Below are 19,225 nucleotides of genomic sequence, written 5' to 3' on the forward strand. Positions count from 1 at the left end.
TTCTCACGAGTAGGGTGGATTAAGCAACAGCGAATCCACCTTTTTCGTTATTATTGGTGGATTCGTCGCGAAAAGGCCGCGCCTTAATCCACCCTACAAATGATAAAATCATATTTTGCCGGCAGCGCCTTTTTAAAGCACGGTTGCGGGCAAATGTTGCCGTAAAAAATCTCCCAATTTCCGATAAAATTTACTCTCCCGTGAGATTTCAAAGACGGAGACTCCACAAGCCGCAGAATTGTATATTTCCTGATCGAATGGGAATATGGCAGAAACTTTAATCCCCAGGCTATCCAGTTTCTGCTGCATATTTTCATGAATACCCTCTTCAGGCACGCGGTTTAACACGCAAAATTTTTCCTTAATCGTTATTGGTAGGGATTCTGCCAGTTTAATGATACGCTGCATGGTCAAGGCACCTACAATAGTAGGTTCGCCGACGATCATCAGAAAATCAATATTATTTGTTGTCCTGCGTGAAAGATGTTCCATCCCCGCCTCGTTGTCCAGCACAACAAAAGGATAGGTAGTTCCTACTTTATCAAGATATTTTCGCAGGAGATTGTTAACATAACAATAGCATTTTGGCCCCTCGGGCCTGCCCATGGTCAAAAGGTCAAATTTGTCTCTTTCGACAATCGATTCCTCGATACAATATTCTATGTATCTGTCCTTCGACATGCCCGCAGGAAACTCCGCTTTTTTTTCAATAATATCTTCCCGTATGTCCGCAACAGTGCTGTCGATGTGCAGACCAAGCAATGGTCCCAGGGAAGAGTTAGGGTCCGCGTCAATTGCTGAAACGGTCTTTTTTAATTCTTCGGTGATGTATCGTATGATAAGCGCGGAGATAGTAGACTTCCCCGTACCACCTTTTCCTGCAACTGCAATGTTATATGCCATGATATGGATCTCCTTTATTTTTTACTCACCATTAATTCTTCTGCCACGGAGGGGAATTTTTCAATATTCGTGTGAGGAAGAAAGTTTGCCGATACATATTCTTCCATGTATTTATTGTTGCTCATCAGATCAATATAGGTCATTTTCGTACCGATTTCTTTTGCAACTTCGTGGGCCTCCGCGGAGAATAAGGTCATTTTCGCACCGATTATTGAAGTGTTACCGACAAAATGTACTTTTGCGATCTCAATATCAGGGAGCATGCCAATGGTAACGGCACTTTTCGCATCCAGATAGCTTCCGAACCCGCCGGCGAGGTACACCTGTTCGATACTTTCCACGTCCATTCCCATAGATTCCAGTAAGGTGGAAATCGCGGAATAAATAGCCGCTTTGGACCGGATAAGGTTCTGTATATCCGCCTGCGTAATAATGATGTCTTTCTTTTTTGCCGTTTCTTTCCTGTCTACAAGGAGAAATTCCTGTCCGTTATCCGTAGACCGTAATCTTTCCGTTTTTATCCCTTTTTGAAAATTCCCCGTCCGGTCAATGACGCCGCTTCTTACCAGATTTGCCAGGCATTCCAATAACCCGGAGCCGCAAATTCCGGAGGGAGGGGCGTCACCGATTGTTTTGTACATTACGTCAAAGTCCGGTGTAATGGTTATTTTTTCAATGGCGCCTTTTGCTGCACGCATACCACAGGAAATTCCGCTGCCTTCAAAAGACGGGCCGGCGGACGCGGAACAGCATACAAGCCAGTCCTTGTTTCCCAGCACAATTTCACCATTAGTGCCGATATCTATCAGCAGTGATAATGCCTCCGCCTTATCCAATCTTATGGATAAAACGCCGGCAGATATGTCTCCGCCGACATAAGCCCCAACGCAGGGCAGCGTGTAAAGCAGGCCATGACTGTTAATCCTGACGTCGATTTCACTTGCCCTTATTGGCGCAATAATATTGACAACAGGAAGATACGGTTCCTTTCTTATATTAGTCGGGTCAAGGCCCATGAGAAAATGAGTCATTACCGTATTGCCTGCGCAAACGACGGCATTGACATTGTGGATATTCAGGGTATTCCTTTTCACCAGCGTGGATATGAGGTGGTTAACATCCTCTGTCAGCATTTCGTGCATCATTTCCATCGCATTATTTTGGGCAGCATACATAATTCTCTGGATGTAATCGTCACCGTACTTGATCTGTGAATTATAGGTGGCTTCGGCGTCAATGGTTTCCGTTGTGGACAAATTAATCAGATGTGCTACTACTGTTGTTGTTCCAATGTCAACAGCTATCCCATAATTGTTTGCGCTTACGTCACCCGGCTGCACCTCGATTATTTCAAATAATGGGCATCTGTTTGCCAGGGTTACTGTTATCTTCCAGTCGCTGCTTCTTAGCAGCGCCGGCAATTGCTTTAAAACAGCGAGGTGTATGGATAATTTTTCCGCAGAAATAGTTGTTTCCGAGGAAATGCCCTGGCAGAGCCTTTCATAATCCGCCATGTTGTCGTCCATGGTTGGACGCGGCAATTCAAGATATATCTTATTTATCAACGGGGCATGTTTAAACTGTTCTACTCCCGGATTAATGGCCGCCTGAGAACCGGAAAACAGCATATTATCCCCTACCAGTATCCGGCTCTTGTCCAGCCGTGACTCTTCGGGAATAAATACTTCAAGGTTATCATCTATTAATGTTTTGCATGCAAGCACATATCCTTTTTCTGCTTCTTCTACAGAAATATGGGAGGAAGGCCGCCTTTGTGTTTTCCCGGACTGAAGAATTACCTTACATTTGCCGCAGGTGCCATCCCCTCCGCACAAGGCATTAATAAAGAGATCGCCTTTGTATGAGGCATCAAGCACCGTCTTTCCCGGTTCTATTTCAACAGTTATATCATTAGGGAGAAAATGTATTGTATAGTGTGAATCTTCCATGCTATTTCCACGGCTTTTTATAGCCAAAAGTATATGATTTTCTAAAAAATTTAGTACGGTATATTGATACTGAACATCTTGGATGAACGATTTACGATTTTAGATTTTTTTGATCTGTGTAATCGTTCGACTGAGCTCACGACGAAGTCAGTGAAATATGTGGTTTCCTTTTTTTATTAATTTATGATTTACAATTTGGAATTTTAAAGCGTAAATCGAACCTCGAACCTCTAATTATGCCACTCGGTCTTCAGGTAAGAGGGTATTCCTGAGGCTTCTCTAGGTCCTACAAGTATTTCCCACCCAAGGGTTTCCTGCAATTTTCCAGACATTGCAGCAACAAGCCCGGGAATAATCAACTTCTTGTGTTTCACCTTAGAGGCCACCTGTGCAGCCTCCATGGCCTTTGCTACCGTTTTATCATTTAACTTGTCGCCCGAATAAGCGGTCAGCACCGAAGTGCCTCCCGTATCAACGGACAGTATGTATGCGGGAACACGACTCGCCTCAACCTCTCCTAATACGGTATAATAAGTAAGAGAGAAATTGGTAGTGAAGATAACCGGTGAATCTTCTTTCACATCGCCTATACCATACAGCTTTGGTTCGACCTGTATTGGCTTTTGCGGGTCGGTATATAAATTTGTTCTGACGGTAAGCAACGGCATAATGCCCCATGGTTCACAATGATCCACCACCACAATGCCAGCGTATTTCGCCACATATGTTGCGGCTAACGAAATTTCCATGAACGGGTCTTCTTCTGAAACAAGCGTAATGGCGGGGTATCCGATGGCACGAAAGTTTTTCTTAAGGGCTGCGCGTCTTATTTTTGTTAATTTTTGCAATACATCCCTGGGATTATCACCGCTCACATCAAGGACAATCTCTTCCACGCCTGCTTTTTTTGCGCATTCGGCAAGGTCTGCAAGCTCTTCAAGAGTAGGGGCGGTCACCGTCATCGGGCATTTATTTTCTACCGCTAATGCCGCCATCGATGCACAATTTTGCGCATTTGCTCCATGCAGCAAGGGTCTTTTCTCCGCGCAATTTGCGAGTGCAGATTTCATATTATCTACGGAGGTGCTGCTTAATATAATACAATGGTGGGAACCTTCGCTTATTTTTTTTGCCGCATCGGCAAATTTTTCCGGCGTATTGCTTTTATTAATGAGTGTTATCAGATCAATTTCGATCTCAGTGCCAACCCTTGAAACCTTCATATTGTTAATTTTTTTCAGGCGTTCGTCGAATGCTTCATTGCTCAAATCGTCACAAATAGTAATCCCTATGCCGGTGGGATGATAAAATTTTTCATCATGCCGGAATAGGACGTTTTCTTCGCCTACCTGCACCTTTTTGCCGTTTGCTCCAATGGTTACCAGTTTTATCGGGGGAGCCGAAGCGGCGCCTAACGTATTTTTAGCCTCTTCACTTACGTCAGGGCAATCCGAGAGATTTGCCTTCTTTTGCGCCAGTTGCATGGCAAAGGCAAGGCACGTAGGCCTCCCACATTTTTTGCAATTTGTTTTTGGAAGCAGCTTATAAATATCCAGTCCGGTTAAAGCCATTCGTCAACATCCTTTCGATAAAGAAGTTAGCAATTTTTTTTATATAAAAAAAATACCCCTTTGCCATTATGTAATATATAAGGAAAAGGGGTAAATATTCTATACATGATTATTTAAAATATCAAGTAATTATCCGTAACTATTCAGCGTAATCTATTAAACTACCGAAGCACAACTCGTTCTCAAACCTTGTACTGAACATAGTGAAGTATCTGTTTGGGAACGTAATGGCGATGGAAACTACATTCGCGGGTTCAGGTTACAAACCAATGTCATTAAGTTAAGAATTATTGTAACACTTTGGTTTAAAAAAAAAACGTATTACCGATAAGCTCCGTAGGAGCAACCTGTTTATAGTAGATAGGATACCATAACAGATATTAGTTCCGTCAGGAGCGGCCTGTCTTCCTGTCAATCATATACAGGCCGCTCCTACGGAGCTATTTACCTGTTGAATTTTATTGCGCTACAAACAGACCGCCCCTAAAGGGGCTACATTGTTTTTTATATCCCCTTGGATTTTTCAAATAACTAAGGTATTAAGAATTATTTTATTAAAAACAACCCCCTTTTCCCCCTTTATTAAGGGGAACTTTTCTGGCAGGTTGCTTAACTTAATGACATTGGGTTACAAACCTGAACCCGCCGGGAGTCGTGTAATGTTTACGCTGAATAGTTACAATTATCCTGCCTAAACAGACATAGCCGAAACGAAACAACTTCCAGACTGCACCCCCCGCCAGCGGGGAACATTCTCCTCCCTTCTGGAGGAGGTAAGGTAGAGGATTCGTACAAATATTTTGCCAAAAGATGCCATGAAATTACTGATTAAGGCACTCTATCTTTATACTTTTAAGTCATCGCTGGAGGATATAATTTTATTGACCAAACCATACTGACAAGCTTCTTCGGCAGACATCCAAAAATTCCTCTTTGTGTCTGTCTCTACTTTCCCTATCGGTTGACCGGTTTCTACGGAAATCATACGATTCATTTTTTCCCTGCATTTCAGTATTTCGGTTGCCTCGATTTGAAGATCCGATGCAGTTCCATGAATACCGGTGGAAGGTTGATGGATAAGTATGCGCGAACTTGGCAAACTATACCGATCCTCTTTTTTTGCTCCTAAAAGAATAATGACCGCCGCACTGGCAACTACCCCCGAGCAAATAGCCTTAATTTTCGGTTTAACAAAACGCAGCATGTCGTACATCGCAAAACCCGCGTCGGCATCTCCGCCCGGAGAATTAATGAATACCCTGATATCTTCGTCATTATCCGCCTCGAGGAGTAATAGTTGCGTTATGACCCTCTCTGCCATTTTTTTATTTACTTCATCCGTAACAATAATCGTGCGTGTCTTAAGCAATCTTGCAATTAAATCTCCACCGCCACGTTTTTTTTCTTCTTTCTCTTCTTTCTCCTCTTCGCTATCACCCCTGGTGTTTAAAAATGGCATTTCAAAAATCATACATTCACTCCACGATAAAATCCTGTAAAAAATAATTTAATTCCACTCTCTGTTGAATAATAAAATTGCTGTAAACTACATTCGCGGGTTCAGGCTTTAGGCGGTTTTTTTAATAAAACAGCGAGCCGCAGTGCATAGCCCCATTATTCAAATAAACGCATGGGTTGCAAACCTGAATCCACCTGGATATGCTTTAATAGGCTGGGTTTTAAAAAGACAAAGCCCAACGGCATTCATTTTCACCCATCCCTAACCCTTCCCTGGAGGGGAATCAGACATGTCCCTATTGTGAGGGGCTAGGAACGGGTTTGTTAATTAGCAGTTTCCAGACGCATGTAATGCGTCTCTGCAAAGATGGGGGGTTCTCAGAACATTGGATCCATGGATAAGGCAGGGTGGTTTATTTTTTGCATATATTCCACTACTTCTTCTTCCGTCTGGGCTACAGTCTCATCGGCTATTTTATCCAGAAAATTCTCCAAATCCATTTCTTTTGACGCCTTTTCAAGCTGTTCCGAAAGTTCTTCTTTTAATGCCTTCGGCATCCACACTACCCTTGCCAAACCCCCGTCGGCGGAAATAAACTTTTTGCTTCCCAAATAAAATTTGCTGTGCCCCATAAACCCCGGAGTTTGGAGACCACCGCCTACAGTGCCTGCCATTGTGGAAAACTTCATGCCGCTTGGGGTCATTTCCGTAAAATCACGGTCTACCACCATAATCCCATTTGCCATGGGCAGCATTGCAGAAATACATTCGAAGCATCCGCAGCTTGTCATAGGATCAGTCATAATGCTGTATAAACTGACCTTTTCCAGCGCCCGATTAGAACTGCTATATAAAAATTCGTTTGTGCCGTCCCACTGACCCAGTCTGTCGTCAATCACCTTTCTTTTTTCTATGGGCTGGTTGGGACCTGTTGGGTTTATTTCATAACCCGCTTTCCCGTCAAGCCAGCTCACGGAACCGCACAAACCAGACCGTTCAGGGGTAACAATACAGACATGTGATGGCGCAAAACTCTGGCAAAGCGTACAACTGTAAAAGAGATTTACAGAATCATCCGTCATATCCCCTAACCGCGCATCACGCTCTGCAAATGCGGCGCGTACCTCTTTTAATTTCCCTTCCACGTCTTCTTTTTTTGTATACAGGGTTACCTGTACCTTATCAATAATGGCACCAAATTCTCCGTGAAATTTAGCATGAATGATTTTCCCGATATGTTTCAGCCGCAAACCGGCCTTAAATGCGTCTTTGCTTATACGGTGCCGAATAATATCCCTCTGTCCCATATGGAAAATACCCTGCGCCTCACCAAGAAAACGATGCATCTGACGTTCAAAAATGGGTTCAAAATCAGGTTGCATCTTTCTGCCTGTAACCTCTGCAACAATACCGATAGATACGCCTGGCCCTTGTGGCATATCGTCGAGATCCGGCCCTATTACCTGTATTTTGCCGTCTTCCACTTCATCTGCTTCCTTTGTGCAAACAAATTCAAAGGCGGGCACACCAGGTCCACCAATTTCTATCTGCATGTCATCTTTTCTGATGCGCTCCCCCTCGAAGGCCGGCCCGTATGCTACCGGAATATCGACCTTGTGGATGGAAATCTTAAGCCCTCGCACCTCGATGCATCTATCCACAATTTTATCAACAGGCACCCTTGATACTACGTGTTCATAGGTGCAGACTCCCGTAGGCAAAATTTCAGGTATGTCAATATTGGTGATGGTCGGGAAGCCATAGTTGATAGCCCCGGCGGCATTTGCATATTGTTCATCGGTCACTGCAGTTCCCAGCGCCAGAACAAAGGCAAAAATGCGGTTTTTATTATAAAGGAGATTCCTGCGCGCCTCACCCGGAGGTACGTTTCCGAATGAAAGGGCTGCCCTGTTTGCAAATCCCAGCGAATACACGGCAGCGGATGTTTCTTTTCCAAAAGGCACCAGACGTGTGTCCCATCCCATTTGTACCCCTTTTTCTTCCAGTTGTTCGGCAAACGAAATTCCTAAATTGTCCGATTGCATGAATACATACAGATTCTTTTCCTGAAGTTCCCTTGCGATTTTCACTGCGGTATCGGCGTCGGGAGCGCAGCCTACAATTGCGGCAAATCCAGGCGCAGTGCCGTCCACAAACTCAATTCCTCTTTCACGCATAATAATATCGTCCGCGGCGCCCAGCCAAATTCCATCAACAGGCGGAGGCCCTATCAGGTATTTGCAAACCTCGTAGACTTCTTCAGCAAAGAGAGTCGCCATGCCGGCATCCAGCGTATGTCCCAAATAAGGAACCCAGTGTTTTTCCGCAGGCAGCGGAGGCAGCATGCTCCTTGCCATACCTATTATGTGAACACAATCTTCCAGTGTTTTAACGGGAATACCCGTCATGGCATATATGATAGGCAGATAATACGCGGTATTAGGAAATTCGACTTTACAATCTCTCCCTTTTTGTTCAATTGCTTCGGTAAGTTTTTTATCCGCCTTATCCACGATCTGATATGCTCCGCGTATTGCGGCAGAACAAATTATCTTTGACATAGAACAACGCCCCTTTAATCCATTTTTTTTTAATGATGCCCGGCAGGTTTACATTCCTGCTCCAACGCTCTTCGTTCCGCCATATCGTAAAGCTTCCTTTCTTTCTTTACGTTTATACCAAGAGCCTCTCTTTTCATTTCGATATGGTCCATCAACATCTTGCCGATTTTCTTTATATCCTGCTGGAAATCCCATCTTGCGCCTACCTGTTCTTCCAATTCCTTTGTGAGCAGGTTCTGCAAGTCAGGCGCACCGGCAACCGGGGAATTCATACCAAATACAGTATAAATTCCGGAAGCTACCAAAAACTGCCCGATAGCGATAGCCTTTTCGCTCATCCACTCCAGACATGCCCCTGCTACGGGGAGGTCGCTGATATCATTCCCCAGGCCGCCCTCTTTTGCCATTTCAGAACAGGCAATAAGAATGCGGCTGTTATCCACACAGGCGCCGGAATGCAGGACTGGTGGTATGCCGACCGCCTCGCAAACCTCTTTTAATCCCGCCCCGCACTGATCTTTTAATTCGGGGAGCATCAGACCGCCGGAGGCGCATTGTCCTGCTGCACAACCGGTTGCAACAACCAGGATATTGTTTGCAATGAGTTCCTTCGCCAAATCAACATACGATTGTGTGCATTCTCCGGCTTTCGGGCTTGTACAGCCTGCAATCCCAACAACGCCCCGGATCCTTCCGTTGATGATATTATCATTTAAAGGCCGGTAACTTGCCCTAAACCTTCCCCCAAGCATATATTTAATTGTTTCATGGCTAAATCCTGCAATAAGGTTAGGTTCGGAAGCGTCCGGGATAAACACCTTTTTTTTATCACGATTTTTGTAATTACCGATGGCCATAAGGATTATTTTTTTGGCGGACTCCAATGCATTTTCATCTTCAAATTCAACGTGTTCCGCACCGGAGATTTTTGCTTTGGATAATGTAGTGACGAGCTTTGTGTGGAAATGTTTTGCCGTTTCCGCAAGCGCCTGCATTACGCATTGGATATCAACAACCATCACCTCCACAACCCCGGTTGCCATTGCCCCCTCCTGCATCGTCATGTGTCCCGCCATTGGGATGCCATGCCGAACAAGAAGCTCGTTTGCGGTACAACAGAGACCGGCAATCACAATGCCTTTTGCGCCCACTGCCGCCACTGCTTTTTCGATATCGGGGCCAGTGGAAGCCATAACAATTGCTTCCGCAAGCTGAGGCTCGTGTCCGTGAACAACGATATTTACGTAATCCTTCTTCAACACGCCAAGGTTTGCTCTTCCCTGTACCGGCTTAGGAGTTCCAAACAGAATGTCCTGAAGTTCGGTGGCAATCATACTACCGCCCCAGCCATCTGCAAGAGATACACGCATCGCCTGCTTTGTAAGATTCCTGTAATCCTGGTCTCCACCCATGCCGGTACGGTGCATGCTTTCTGTGACCTCCCGGTCAATAGCCCTGGATGCAATTCCTAATTTTTCCCATATCTTTTGGCGTGCCGCAGGGGCACGTTTGAGAAACAAAAGCGTTCCGTAAGGTTTTCCGAACTCCATTAATGCCATCTCTCCAACTTCTTCGGCAATTTCGTTTATTTCCCTGTCCTTGGTTTTAATATCAAAACACTCGGCAATCATTTTAAGTTTTTCTACATCTTTTATGCGGTAACCGGGGGCCTCGCCCCTTGCCGTTGCAACTAAAAGATGGGCAACCGCACGTCCATGATCAGAATGGCACGCAGTTCCCGCAGCACTCATACGAAGGAAATGCCTTGCGGCAAAAGTATTTGCATCTGCACCGCAAATGCCTCTTTTAGGACCAGGGCCAAACGGATCTATATTGCATGGTCCGTAGTTGCAATGTCTGCAACATAGAGCAAGGCTTCCATAGCCGCATTGCGGCTGCTGAGCCTTGTATCTGTCATACATAGTCTCAATCTTCGATTCACGCATTTTATCAAGCATTATTTGGTCTGTTGTCTTTTGTTTATCTTCCATGACACATCCTCCAATATTTTATTTGTGAAAAATTACCGTCAGGCCCTAGTAAATGTATGCAAAGGGCCTAACTTCTCAACTTATTGAGAAGTTGCCGAAGAAACGCCTACTATCTATTTCATCTCCCTGATAAAGAAGATAGAAACATTAATTATAATTGTTCATATATTGAAATCAAGTTAAAAGAACACTACTTTTTTTACTTCTCTTTAACAATCTCCTCTAACTTGTTTTTAATTTGGCAGATTTCTTCTAACAATTTGTTGTTTTCCGCGAAAGCGGCTATTCCCTTAATATCAGATTCGAGTATTTTCTCATCATATGAAATAAACCCCAAAAGGGGAATACCATCAAGTCCATTTTGAATGAAAGCCTTATGCTCTTCGGAAGCTACTTTATTACCCACCGCATAAACAGAGGTAAGACCGATATCTTCAGCCAGTTTTTTTACCTGAAACGCCGTTTGTATACTTTTAGAACCAGGTTCTACTATTACGATCAATACATCTACGGCTTTTACGGTGGCCCGCCCCAAATGTTCCACGCCTGCTTCCATATCTACAAGGACGACCTCGTCTCTTTGCACTATCAAATGGCTAAGCAGTGTTCTCAAAAACGCACTTTCCGGGCAGGCGCATCCGCTGCCACCATGCTTTATGGCGCCCAATACCATTAGCTTGATGCCCTCATGTTCCAGAGAAAGTTTTTCCGGTAAATCAGAAACAGTGGGGTTTAATTTAAAAAATTTACCATACTCATCTGATGCGCCCGTACGTTCTTTTATCAAGTCCTTCATCTGGCTGATGGGGATTATTTCAGACCCCTTCATAAAACCAAGCGTCACCGCCAGGTTAGATACCGGATCAGCATCAATGGCAATGACTTTCTTTCCGGCTTCTTTAAACACCTTCGCCAATGCCGCAACGAAAGTCGTTTTTCCCACCCCTCCCTTCCCTGATATCGCAATTTTCATATACCTTCCTCATACTCTGCGAAAATGGATCTTCATCAAAGAAACAAAGCCTCAGATACTGAATACCAAACGCACTAATATGCAACAATTACATATTAGAAATCACTACAGCATTAATTTTAGCAAATTATCTGTTTAATTACCAAGCAAAATTACTGAAATAACCGCCGGGTTACTATTTATAGTTTAAGTTTTTTATAAATCTTTATTCTTCATAATACTTTCATGGAACATGACAACTACTCCAGACCCAGCTTTGCCCTCAACCCCTGATCTTTCCTGGAAACAGCATTAGAGAGTTGCTTTTTATACATAACTATTTTTTGCCTCAAAGCCGGATTCGCAACACTTAATATCTGTATTGCCAGTATTGCGGCGTTAATTGCCCCTGCCTTTCCAATACCCATGGTAGAAACGGGGACGCCAGATGGCATTTGTACGGTAGAAAGAAGCGAATCCAAACCTCCCAATTCTGGCGTTGGCATAGGAATTCCGATAACAGGAACAGGCGTCAGGCTGGCAATTACCCCTGCCAGATGTGCAGCCCCCCCCGCCCCAACAATGATTACTTCGTATTTTTTTTCGGCTTCCAAAGCATAAGAATGGGCACGTTCCGGTGAACGATGGGCAGATATGACATTTACATCGAAATCCAATCCAAATTCTCTTAACGTTTGTACAGCCTCTTTAATTATTGGCACGTCTGAATCACTACCCATTACTATACCAATCTTTTTCATTTTCATAATTTATCCGCCCAAAAAACCGGTAAATCAATGTATTTGAATACCCTCACCGTTTAACCCTGACAGGGTTCCAAACCCTGTCAGGGTTGTTTCATTCATATACTGGTGAAGCATATATACAATCGCTGCTATATCTCTGAAATAAAAATATAATCGTAGTGTTTGTTTACATTTTCTCTACCTTAACGGCACACACCTTATACTCCGGTGTAAGCGCAAGCATATCTTCTCCAGGCCCAGTTAACACATTCGTCGGTGTTTCAGGATAATGGAAGGACAGGAATACGCTTCCCAACCGGGATTTCTCCGTTAACTCCGTCTTTACTTCCAGCGAACCTCGCCTCGAAGATACTTTGACCTTCTCGCCTGATTTTATATCCAGTTTCGCCGCATCCGCCGGATGTATTTCCATAAACTCCTCAGAGTTTATGGCGCATATCTCCGGATTCCTCAAGGACATCGAACCATTATTATACTGATACAGCCGCCGACCGGTTGTCAGCAATAACGGATACTCCTCGTCCGGCAATTCTTCTGAAGGGGTATACATCAGGTCGTTAAACATCCCCCGCCCCCTTTTAAAGGTGTCTTTATGCAGTATCGGCGTTCCGGGATGATTCATGTCCCACACAGGCCACACTAACCCGTCTCCCTCCAGACGCTTGTAATTAATACCCGCCATATCAGGCGTCAGCTTCGCTATCTCATCCATAATCTCACTCGGATGATTATAACTCATAGGGTATCCCATTGCCGTGGCGATTGAACAAATAATATCCCAGTCCGATTTCGTTCCCTCCGGCAACGGTATAGCCTTATGTAGCCTCCGTACTCTTCTCTCCGCATTGGTAAACGTACCATCCTTCTCAAAGTAACAACTCGTTGGCAATACCACATGCGCAAGTTTCGCCGTCTCTGTCATGAATAGCTCCTGCACTACCAGAAATTCAAGCTTGCTTATTGATGCCCTTACCTTGTTTATATCCGCCTGTGATATCGCCGGGTCATAGCCTATTATATACATCGCCTTCAAATCCCCGGATTCTATCGCACGGTACATCTGCGGCTCTTTCAAACCGGGCTTCTCCGGAAGCTTCTTTACCTTCCATGCTTCAGCATGCTTACGGTTGGCTTCCGGATCGTCCACCCTCTGGTAACATGCATATACGTCCGGCAATGCACCCATATCACACGACCCCTGTACGTTGTTCTGCCCACGCAGAGGGTTTATACCCGTATTCGGACGCCCAACATTCCCGGTTATTAGCGCCAGATTCGCCAAAGACATTACCCCGTGTGAACCCGCCTTGTGCTCCGTCATCCCTAACCCGTAAATGATCATACCCTTGTTCGTACCCGCATACATCCTTGCGGCTTTTATTATGTCTTCCTTCGGTACCCCGGTAATCGCCTCCGTCTCTTCAGGGGTATATTTGCTTACTACCTGCTTCAGCATTTCAAAGTTCTCGGTACGCCTTTCTATGAAGTCGTCATTCTGCAATCCCTCTTTTATGATTACGTGAAGGAGTCCGTTTATGAGCGCCACGTTTGTCCCTGCCCTTAACTGAAGGTGTATATCCGCATATTTGACCAGTTCTATTTTTCTGGGATCTATTACGATGAGTTTCGCTCCGTTCTGCCTCACCGCCTTTTTTATTTTTAACGCGGCTACCGGGTGGGCTTCCGTCGTGTTGGAACCGCTCACGATGAGCACTTCAGCGCCTTCAATATCGGCCAGTGAGTTTGTTGCCGCTCCGCTCCCAAGCGCAGCCCTCAGCCCCGTTACCGAAGGCGCATGACATACACGTGCACAATTGTCCATATTATTGGTGCCCATTACCACACGTGTAAATTTCTGGGCAAGAAAGTTTTCCTCGTTTGTACCCCTCGATGAACTCAGACACCCGAACGAATCCGGGCCGTACTTTTTCTTTATCTCCGAAAATCTCTTCGCCACAAGGCCGATTGCCTCTTCCCAGCTTGCTTCCCGAAACGGTTCGTTTATGTTATCACGCACAAGCGGCGTTTTTAAACGATCCTTGCTTGAATAAAATTCAAATCCATACCGCCCCTTAACACAGAGGCTCCCATAATTGGGCGCAGAGTTTATATCCGCCGTTACTTGTAATATTTCATTGTTTTTTATATGGAGCACCAGACTGCAACCCACCCCGCAATAAGAACATACCGTCCTCACTTTTCTGGTCTCCCATGAACGCGCCTTCTTCATTACCGGCTTGTCCATTAACGCCCCCACCGGACAGACGGATACACAATGACCGCAGAACACACAACCCCCGTCCTGCATCGATTTCTCAAAGGCGGTTGATACCCTTGTCTTTATCCCACGATCCGAAAACGTCCACACATGCTGCCCCTGCACTTCATCGCATATCCTGACACATTTGCCGCACATTATGCACTTGTTCATGTCACGGTAAATGGCAGGATTAGACTCGTCAGGCGCAGGCACGGGATTCTGCTTCACAAACCGCGATGTCTTTACGTCATACTCATACATCAGGTTCTGCAGGCTACACTCCCCCGCCTTGTCGCAGGTAAGGCAATCATTGGGATGATTCGACCAGAGCAATTCCAGATTCAGCCGCCGGGAACGCAGCACCGCTTCGCTCCGGGTTGACACCTTCATGCCCTCCGATACAGGCGTCGCACACGAAGCCGCCAAATTGTCCTTCCCTTCCACTTCCACCACACATATCCTGCACGCCCCCGATGGCTTCAACCGCGGATCATGGCATAGTGTCGGTATCCGTATCCCAACCCGACGTGCTGCTTCCAGTATCGTCTGCGAAGGGTCTGCCTCCACACGCTTCCCGTCTATTATTACTGTTGTCATGTCTCCTCCTGCATTTTATAACAAAATAATGATTCCTCTGTATTTTTCATTGTTCTGAAAAAACAAAAAATTAGGTCACAATTTAGCTTTCCGAAAGATATGCTCTATAGCCTTACAATTTGTGCTTTATAAACAATGTCGTATAAATTAGGCCTTCAGCAACTTTCTCGATGTAGCGCGAAGTGCCACTTCGCTCGCGACGAAGCAATCGCTTCGTCCTACAAGCTTGAAATTCCTATACGTTAAGTTCAGCACGGACAAACAGCGTTTGTCCGTGCCATCCTATTATCAATTTAAATTCCACATTTTAGGCAGACGCTTTTTTAGCGATATTTTCTTCATACTCATTTTTAAAGTACTGCAGCGTAGAAACAACGGGATTCGCAGATGTTTGTCCCAGTCCGCACAGCGAAGACGTCCTGGTTGCTTCCGCCAGTTCTTCCAGAAGGCCAATATCTTCTCTTTCCCCTTCCCCGTTTGCTATCCTCGTCAGTATCTCCAGCATCCGCTTAGTACCTACCCTGCACGGAGTACACTTCCCGCATGATTCATTCTGGCAGAATTCCATGAAATACCTCGCTATCTCTACCATAGAGGTGGTTTCATCCATGATAATAAGTCCCCCGGACCCCATTATCGCCCCAACCTCTTTTACCGATTCATAATCAATCGGCGTATCAAGGTATTGCTCAGGCACACATCCGCCCGAAGGACCTCCCATCTGCGCCGCCTTGAATTGCCGGCGACGGGGTATGCCTCCGCCTATTTCAAACACCAGCTCACGAAGCGTTGTTCCCATCGGCACTTCTACCAGTCCCGTATTGTTTACACTGCCCGCCAGTGCAAATATCTTCGTCCCCTTGCTCGACTCCGTTCCTATTGCGCTGAAATACTTCGCACCCTCAAGGATTATTACCGGAATATTTGCCAGTGTTTCCACGTTGTTTATATTCGTTGGCTTTCCCCACAATCCGCTTACCGCAGGAAAAGGAGGACGCGGACGCGGCATCCCGCGTTCACCTTCAATAGAAGCAATCAATGCCGTCTCCTCGCCGCATACAAATGCACCTGCACCCATTTTTACTTCTATATCGAAATGGAATCCGCTCCCTAATATATTCTCCCCCAACAATCCAAGTGACCGGGCATCGCCTATGGCTATCTTCACATGTTCCACGGCAATAGGATATTCTTCCCGCACATAGATTATCCCCTTCCCGGAACCTATAGCATAACCGCAAATCAACATCCCTTCAATTACAGAATGAGGGTCTCCCTCAAGCACCGCACGGTCCATAAATGCACCAGGATCCCCTTCGTCTCCGTTACAGATAACATATTTCTCGTCACCCACGGCATTTTTTGCAGACTCCCACTTCTTCCCCGTCGGAAATCCGGCCCCGCCACGTCCCCGCAGACCGGATGCCTTCACCTCTTCAATTACTTTGTCAGGGGACATGCCGGAAAGTACTTTCTCAAGGGCGACATACCCATTCCTCAAAATGTATTCACTTATCTTTTTCGGGTCGATTACCCCGCAGTTCCTTAATACAATCTTTTTCTGCTTTTTGTAAAAGGATATGTCTTTCCGGTAGGGTACCCGTTTTCCATCTTCCGTGCAGCAAAGCCTTTCAATGATTTCCTCCTTAAGGACTGTCCTGGAAACTATCTCATGCACGTCACTCTCCGTGACCCTGCCGTAAAATACCCCCATTGGCTCTACCGTTACTACAGGCGCCCTTGTACACAATCCCTGACAGCCGGTATCCACCACTTCCACCCTGTCTTTAAGGGACTGCATCTCAATTTCCGCCTGAAAGGTTTTGTACACTTCCCAGGCCCCCAACGCCCGGCAACCTGTCGTACAAATTAAAATACGTATTTTCTCCCCGCTGCTTTTTTCCGCTTCCAAAGATTTTCTATACCTTTTCAGGGCATCAATGCTATTCAATTTTTCCATTAACACTTCTCCTCCATTCCTAATAGAAATGTTGAATTTTAAATTCTGAATTCTGAATTAAAATTAATTTAATATTGTAACTGTTTAGTGTAATCTATTTAACTACCGAAGCACAACTCGCTTCCGAAAAGTTGAATTCTGAATTAATTTAAAATTTAACATTTAAAATCTAAAATTCCCTAATAACTCTTGAGAATTTCCTCGGTTTTTTCTTCAGTCAATTTCCCATAATAGCGGTCGTCTATCATCATTACAGGCGCCAAAAAACACGTGCCTAAACATGCTACCGTTTTATGGGTAAATTTATAGTCAGGTGTTGTTTCGCCTTCTTTTACCTGCAGGACGTCTGCTATTTTCTCCCCGATGTCCGGGGCGCCCTTTATGTGGCAGGCAGTGCCGGCGCACAGCCTGACGGTATGCTTTCCTCGGGGAACCAGCGAAAATTGCGAATAAAAAGTCACGACTCCGTATATCCTGCTCAACGGTATGTCCGTCCGCACCGACACTTCTTCCATTGCCGTCAGGGGCAAATATCCGTACTCCTCCTGCATCTCCTGTAATATCGGAATTAAATCGTTTGACGCGGCACGGGAAAGAATGGCATGACATTTGTCTAAATTAAATGATAATGAATTTGCTTCGTCCGACATAATTCCCTCTCCTTGCATTTATGTCAATGGTAATAAAGAAAAGTAAACGTCTGATGGTTTTATAAAACCCCGCAAATCACATACTATCACTTTGCGGGAGAATGGCCTTGTATCACAACAACATCAGAAACAATACAAATTCCGCTAAATATGTCTTTTGCAAAAGCGCTTAAAGAGTCCCACCCTTTTTCGCCAGAAATCAGGCCTATTAACAGGTTGCCTGTTATAAGCAGCACTGAACCGTCCGGATTCCGCCATGCAGGGTATTCAAGTTATACACCGGAACAAACGCCGCCATGAATATCGCAGTGCCAGGGACATGATAACCGCATGGTTGACGCCTGTCTTATTTAATTCTACTCCGCCGTGAAATCCTATGGCAAATAGCAGATAAAGCGAAAATAGTTTGGGTAAAGGCTCAGGAATTTTAATATCTGATTTGCAAAATGATGCAATCATCCCCAGGGAGAAAAACAAGGCCGGCGGATGCAACAAATTATCAATAATAATAGAAACATTCACTTGCGTTCTCCTTTACTTTTCCAGATACACGAAAAAGATATTTTCTTTCCCAACATTTACATTGTCCTGCCTGATCATCCACCACCCATACCATATTAATAGACAAATTGAAGAACGCCAGTTGGAGGGTATTTCCGGTTTTCAATTTTAGCGCTGCCTGTACACTATAGTCAAACAAATCTGGTTTTAGAAACTTAGCGGTAATTTGGCTTTTTGAAAAATGGAGGCGAAGCATTTGCCTGCGTACAGTATAACTCCTTCAACATAGCGGGGTTGGCGTATGTACAGCATTTTACGTCTCTCTCTTATATGCAGGCAAATGCTTCGCCCCTACCCAGAATGTTTTTCGAAAAACAGATTTATTAGACTATATTTGCCTGTCTTAATTTAAATATCGCAGGTAGAGAAACAAAAAAAGCCGCACAACGATATTGCTTTGTCATTGTGCGGCCTATCCATTGACAGACGATAAAAAAAATCGCCCCTCAAGTTTCTGCCCCGAAATCGGCTTAAAAGTATACTGATGCTATATGAAAATTCTATGAAGTCAAGAAAAAATAATAGCGCCAAAATGGAATATCCCTTTACGAATTTTATTATGGGCAGGCATGGTCACAAAGGCGTTTTGCGGCAGGTGGAAAAACCCGTTTTTCTCTTGAAATTATCGTGTTGCACTTCTTTTTACTCCAGCTTTGGCGGAGAATCGAGGGTAAATAAAACAACTTTTTCTCCTGTTCTGGTGCTGATATCGGTATGTAAGCTTATTGTTTTTTGATTTGTAATGGATTCCACAACAGCTTCCAAAAGCGGCCGCCCTTTTTCCAACAAGGCAATTCTCATCTGTTTTATCAATGTTCTTCCATTGGCAATATCTACGGGATTGGCAAGCTGGTACTCTGCTTTTGTAAGAACGCCTTTTAGCCTGACCAAAACCAAGTCATCAACAATATAGGTTTTTGCTTCCAATGGTCCCCTACCCATGTATTCTTTTTCGAATTTAATGATCGCTTCACTAATTTCAGCCTCTATTTGCCCTTTGGTTTTTTTCATAATACTTCTTTATTAAAAAGGTAAAAATATCAA

At 44.7% G+C, this 19,225-nt stretch carries 13 protein-coding genes and 1 pseudogene; all 14 read right to left on the bottom strand.

The annotated features are described in order from the left end of the window. Positions 1 to 132: 132 nt before the first annotated feature. A complete protein-coding gene (locus tag KSMBR1_RS06525; RefSeq protein ID WP_099324588.1) occupies positions 133 to 903 on the bottom strand; it encodes a carbon monoxide dehydrogenase accessory protein CooC in 771 nt (256 codons plus the stop codon). A gap of 14 nt (positions 904 to 917) precedes the next feature. Then, entirely contained in the window at positions 918 to 2,852 is a 1,935-nt protein-coding gene (locus KSMBR1_RS06530; RefSeq protein WP_099324589.1) for an ASKHA domain-containing protein, read from the bottom strand. 230 nt (positions 2,853 to 3,082) lie between these two features. Then, entirely contained in the window at positions 3,083 to 4,423 is a 1,341-nt protein-coding gene (gene acsC, locus KSMBR1_RS06535) for an acetyl-CoA decarbonylase/synthase complex subunit gamma (RefSeq protein ID WP_099324590.1), read from the bottom strand. An 844-nt stretch (positions 4,424 to 5,267) separates the two neighbouring features. After that, entirely contained in the window at positions 5,268 to 5,894 is a 627-nt protein-coding gene (locus KSMBR1_RS06540; RefSeq protein ID WP_099324591.1) for an ATP-dependent Clp protease proteolytic subunit, read from the bottom strand. Positions 5,895 to 6,259: 365 nt separating this feature from the next. Further along, on the bottom strand, positions 6,260 to 8,443 hold the full coding sequence (gene acsB / locus KSMBR1_RS06545) for an acetyl-CoA decarbonylase/synthase complex subunit alpha/beta (protein WP_099324592.1): 2,184 nt from the start codon (positions 8,441 to 8,443) through the stop codon (positions 6,260 to 6,262). 29 nt (positions 8,444 to 8,472) lie between these two features. Then, positions 8,473 to 10,434 carry an anaerobic carbon-monoxide dehydrogenase catalytic subunit gene (cooS, locus tag KSMBR1_RS06550; protein WP_099324593.1) on the bottom strand — a complete coding sequence of 654 codons (1,962 nt, stop codon included), beginning with the start codon at positions 10,432 to 10,434 and terminating at the stop codon, positions 8,473 to 8,475. A gap of 199 nt (positions 10,435 to 10,633) precedes the next feature. Next, positions 10,634 to 11,407, bottom strand: coding sequence for an ATP-binding protein (locus KSMBR1_RS06555; RefSeq protein ID WP_099324594.1), 774 nt, complete (start codon positions 11,405 to 11,407; stop codon positions 10,634 to 10,636). Positions 11,408 to 11,646: 239 nt separating this feature from the next. Then, a complete protein-coding gene (gene purE / locus KSMBR1_RS06560) occupies positions 11,647 to 12,153 on the bottom strand; it encodes a 5-(carboxyamino)imidazole ribonucleotide mutase (protein ID WP_197705365.1) in 507 nt (168 codons plus the stop codon). Positions 12,154 to 12,319: 166 nt separating this feature from the next. Next, entirely contained in the window at positions 12,320 to 15,010 is a 2,691-nt protein-coding gene (gene fdhF / locus KSMBR1_RS06565) for a formate dehydrogenase subunit alpha (RefSeq protein WP_099324595.1), read from the bottom strand. Positions 15,011 to 15,317: 307 nt separating this feature from the next. Beyond that, the gene (locus tag KSMBR1_RS06570) at positions 15,318 to 16,970 is read right to left on the bottom strand and encodes a NuoF family protein (protein ID WP_099324596.1); all 1,653 of its coding nucleotides are present in this window, start codon (positions 16,968 to 16,970) and stop codon (positions 15,318 to 15,320) included. 179 nt (positions 16,971 to 17,149) lie between these two features. Next, positions 17,150 to 17,620: an NADH-quinone oxidoreductase subunit NuoE family protein gene (locus KSMBR1_RS06575; protein WP_230405677.1), complete on the bottom strand. Its 471-nt coding sequence runs from the start codon at positions 17,618 to 17,620 to the stop codon at positions 17,150 to 17,152. Positions 17,621 to 17,706: 86 nt separating this feature from the next. Beyond that, on the bottom strand, positions 17,707 to 17,856 hold the full coding sequence (locus tag KSMBR1_RS20845) for a hypothetical protein (RefSeq protein ID WP_157820423.1): 150 nt from the start codon (positions 17,854 to 17,856) through the stop codon (positions 17,707 to 17,709). Positions 17,857 to 17,894: 38 nt separating this feature from the next. Then, positions 17,895 to 18,142: pseudogene (locus tag KSMBR1_RS06580) on the bottom strand (sodium-dependent bicarbonate transport family permease); the annotation flags it as partial. 681 nt (positions 18,143 to 18,823) lie between these two features. Then, positions 18,824 to 19,192 carry a Na-translocating system protein MpsC family protein gene (locus KSMBR1_RS06590; RefSeq protein ID WP_099324599.1) on the bottom strand — a complete coding sequence of 123 codons (369 nt, stop codon included), beginning with the start codon at positions 19,190 to 19,192 and terminating at the stop codon, positions 18,824 to 18,826. Positions 19,193 to 19,225: the final 33 nt, after the last annotated feature.

The organism is Candidatus Kuenenia stuttgartiensis (assembly GCF_900232105.1).
In the GTDB taxonomy this organism is placed as follows: domain Bacteria; phylum Planctomycetota; class Brocadiia; order Brocadiales; family Brocadiaceae; genus Kuenenia; species Kuenenia stuttgartiensis_A.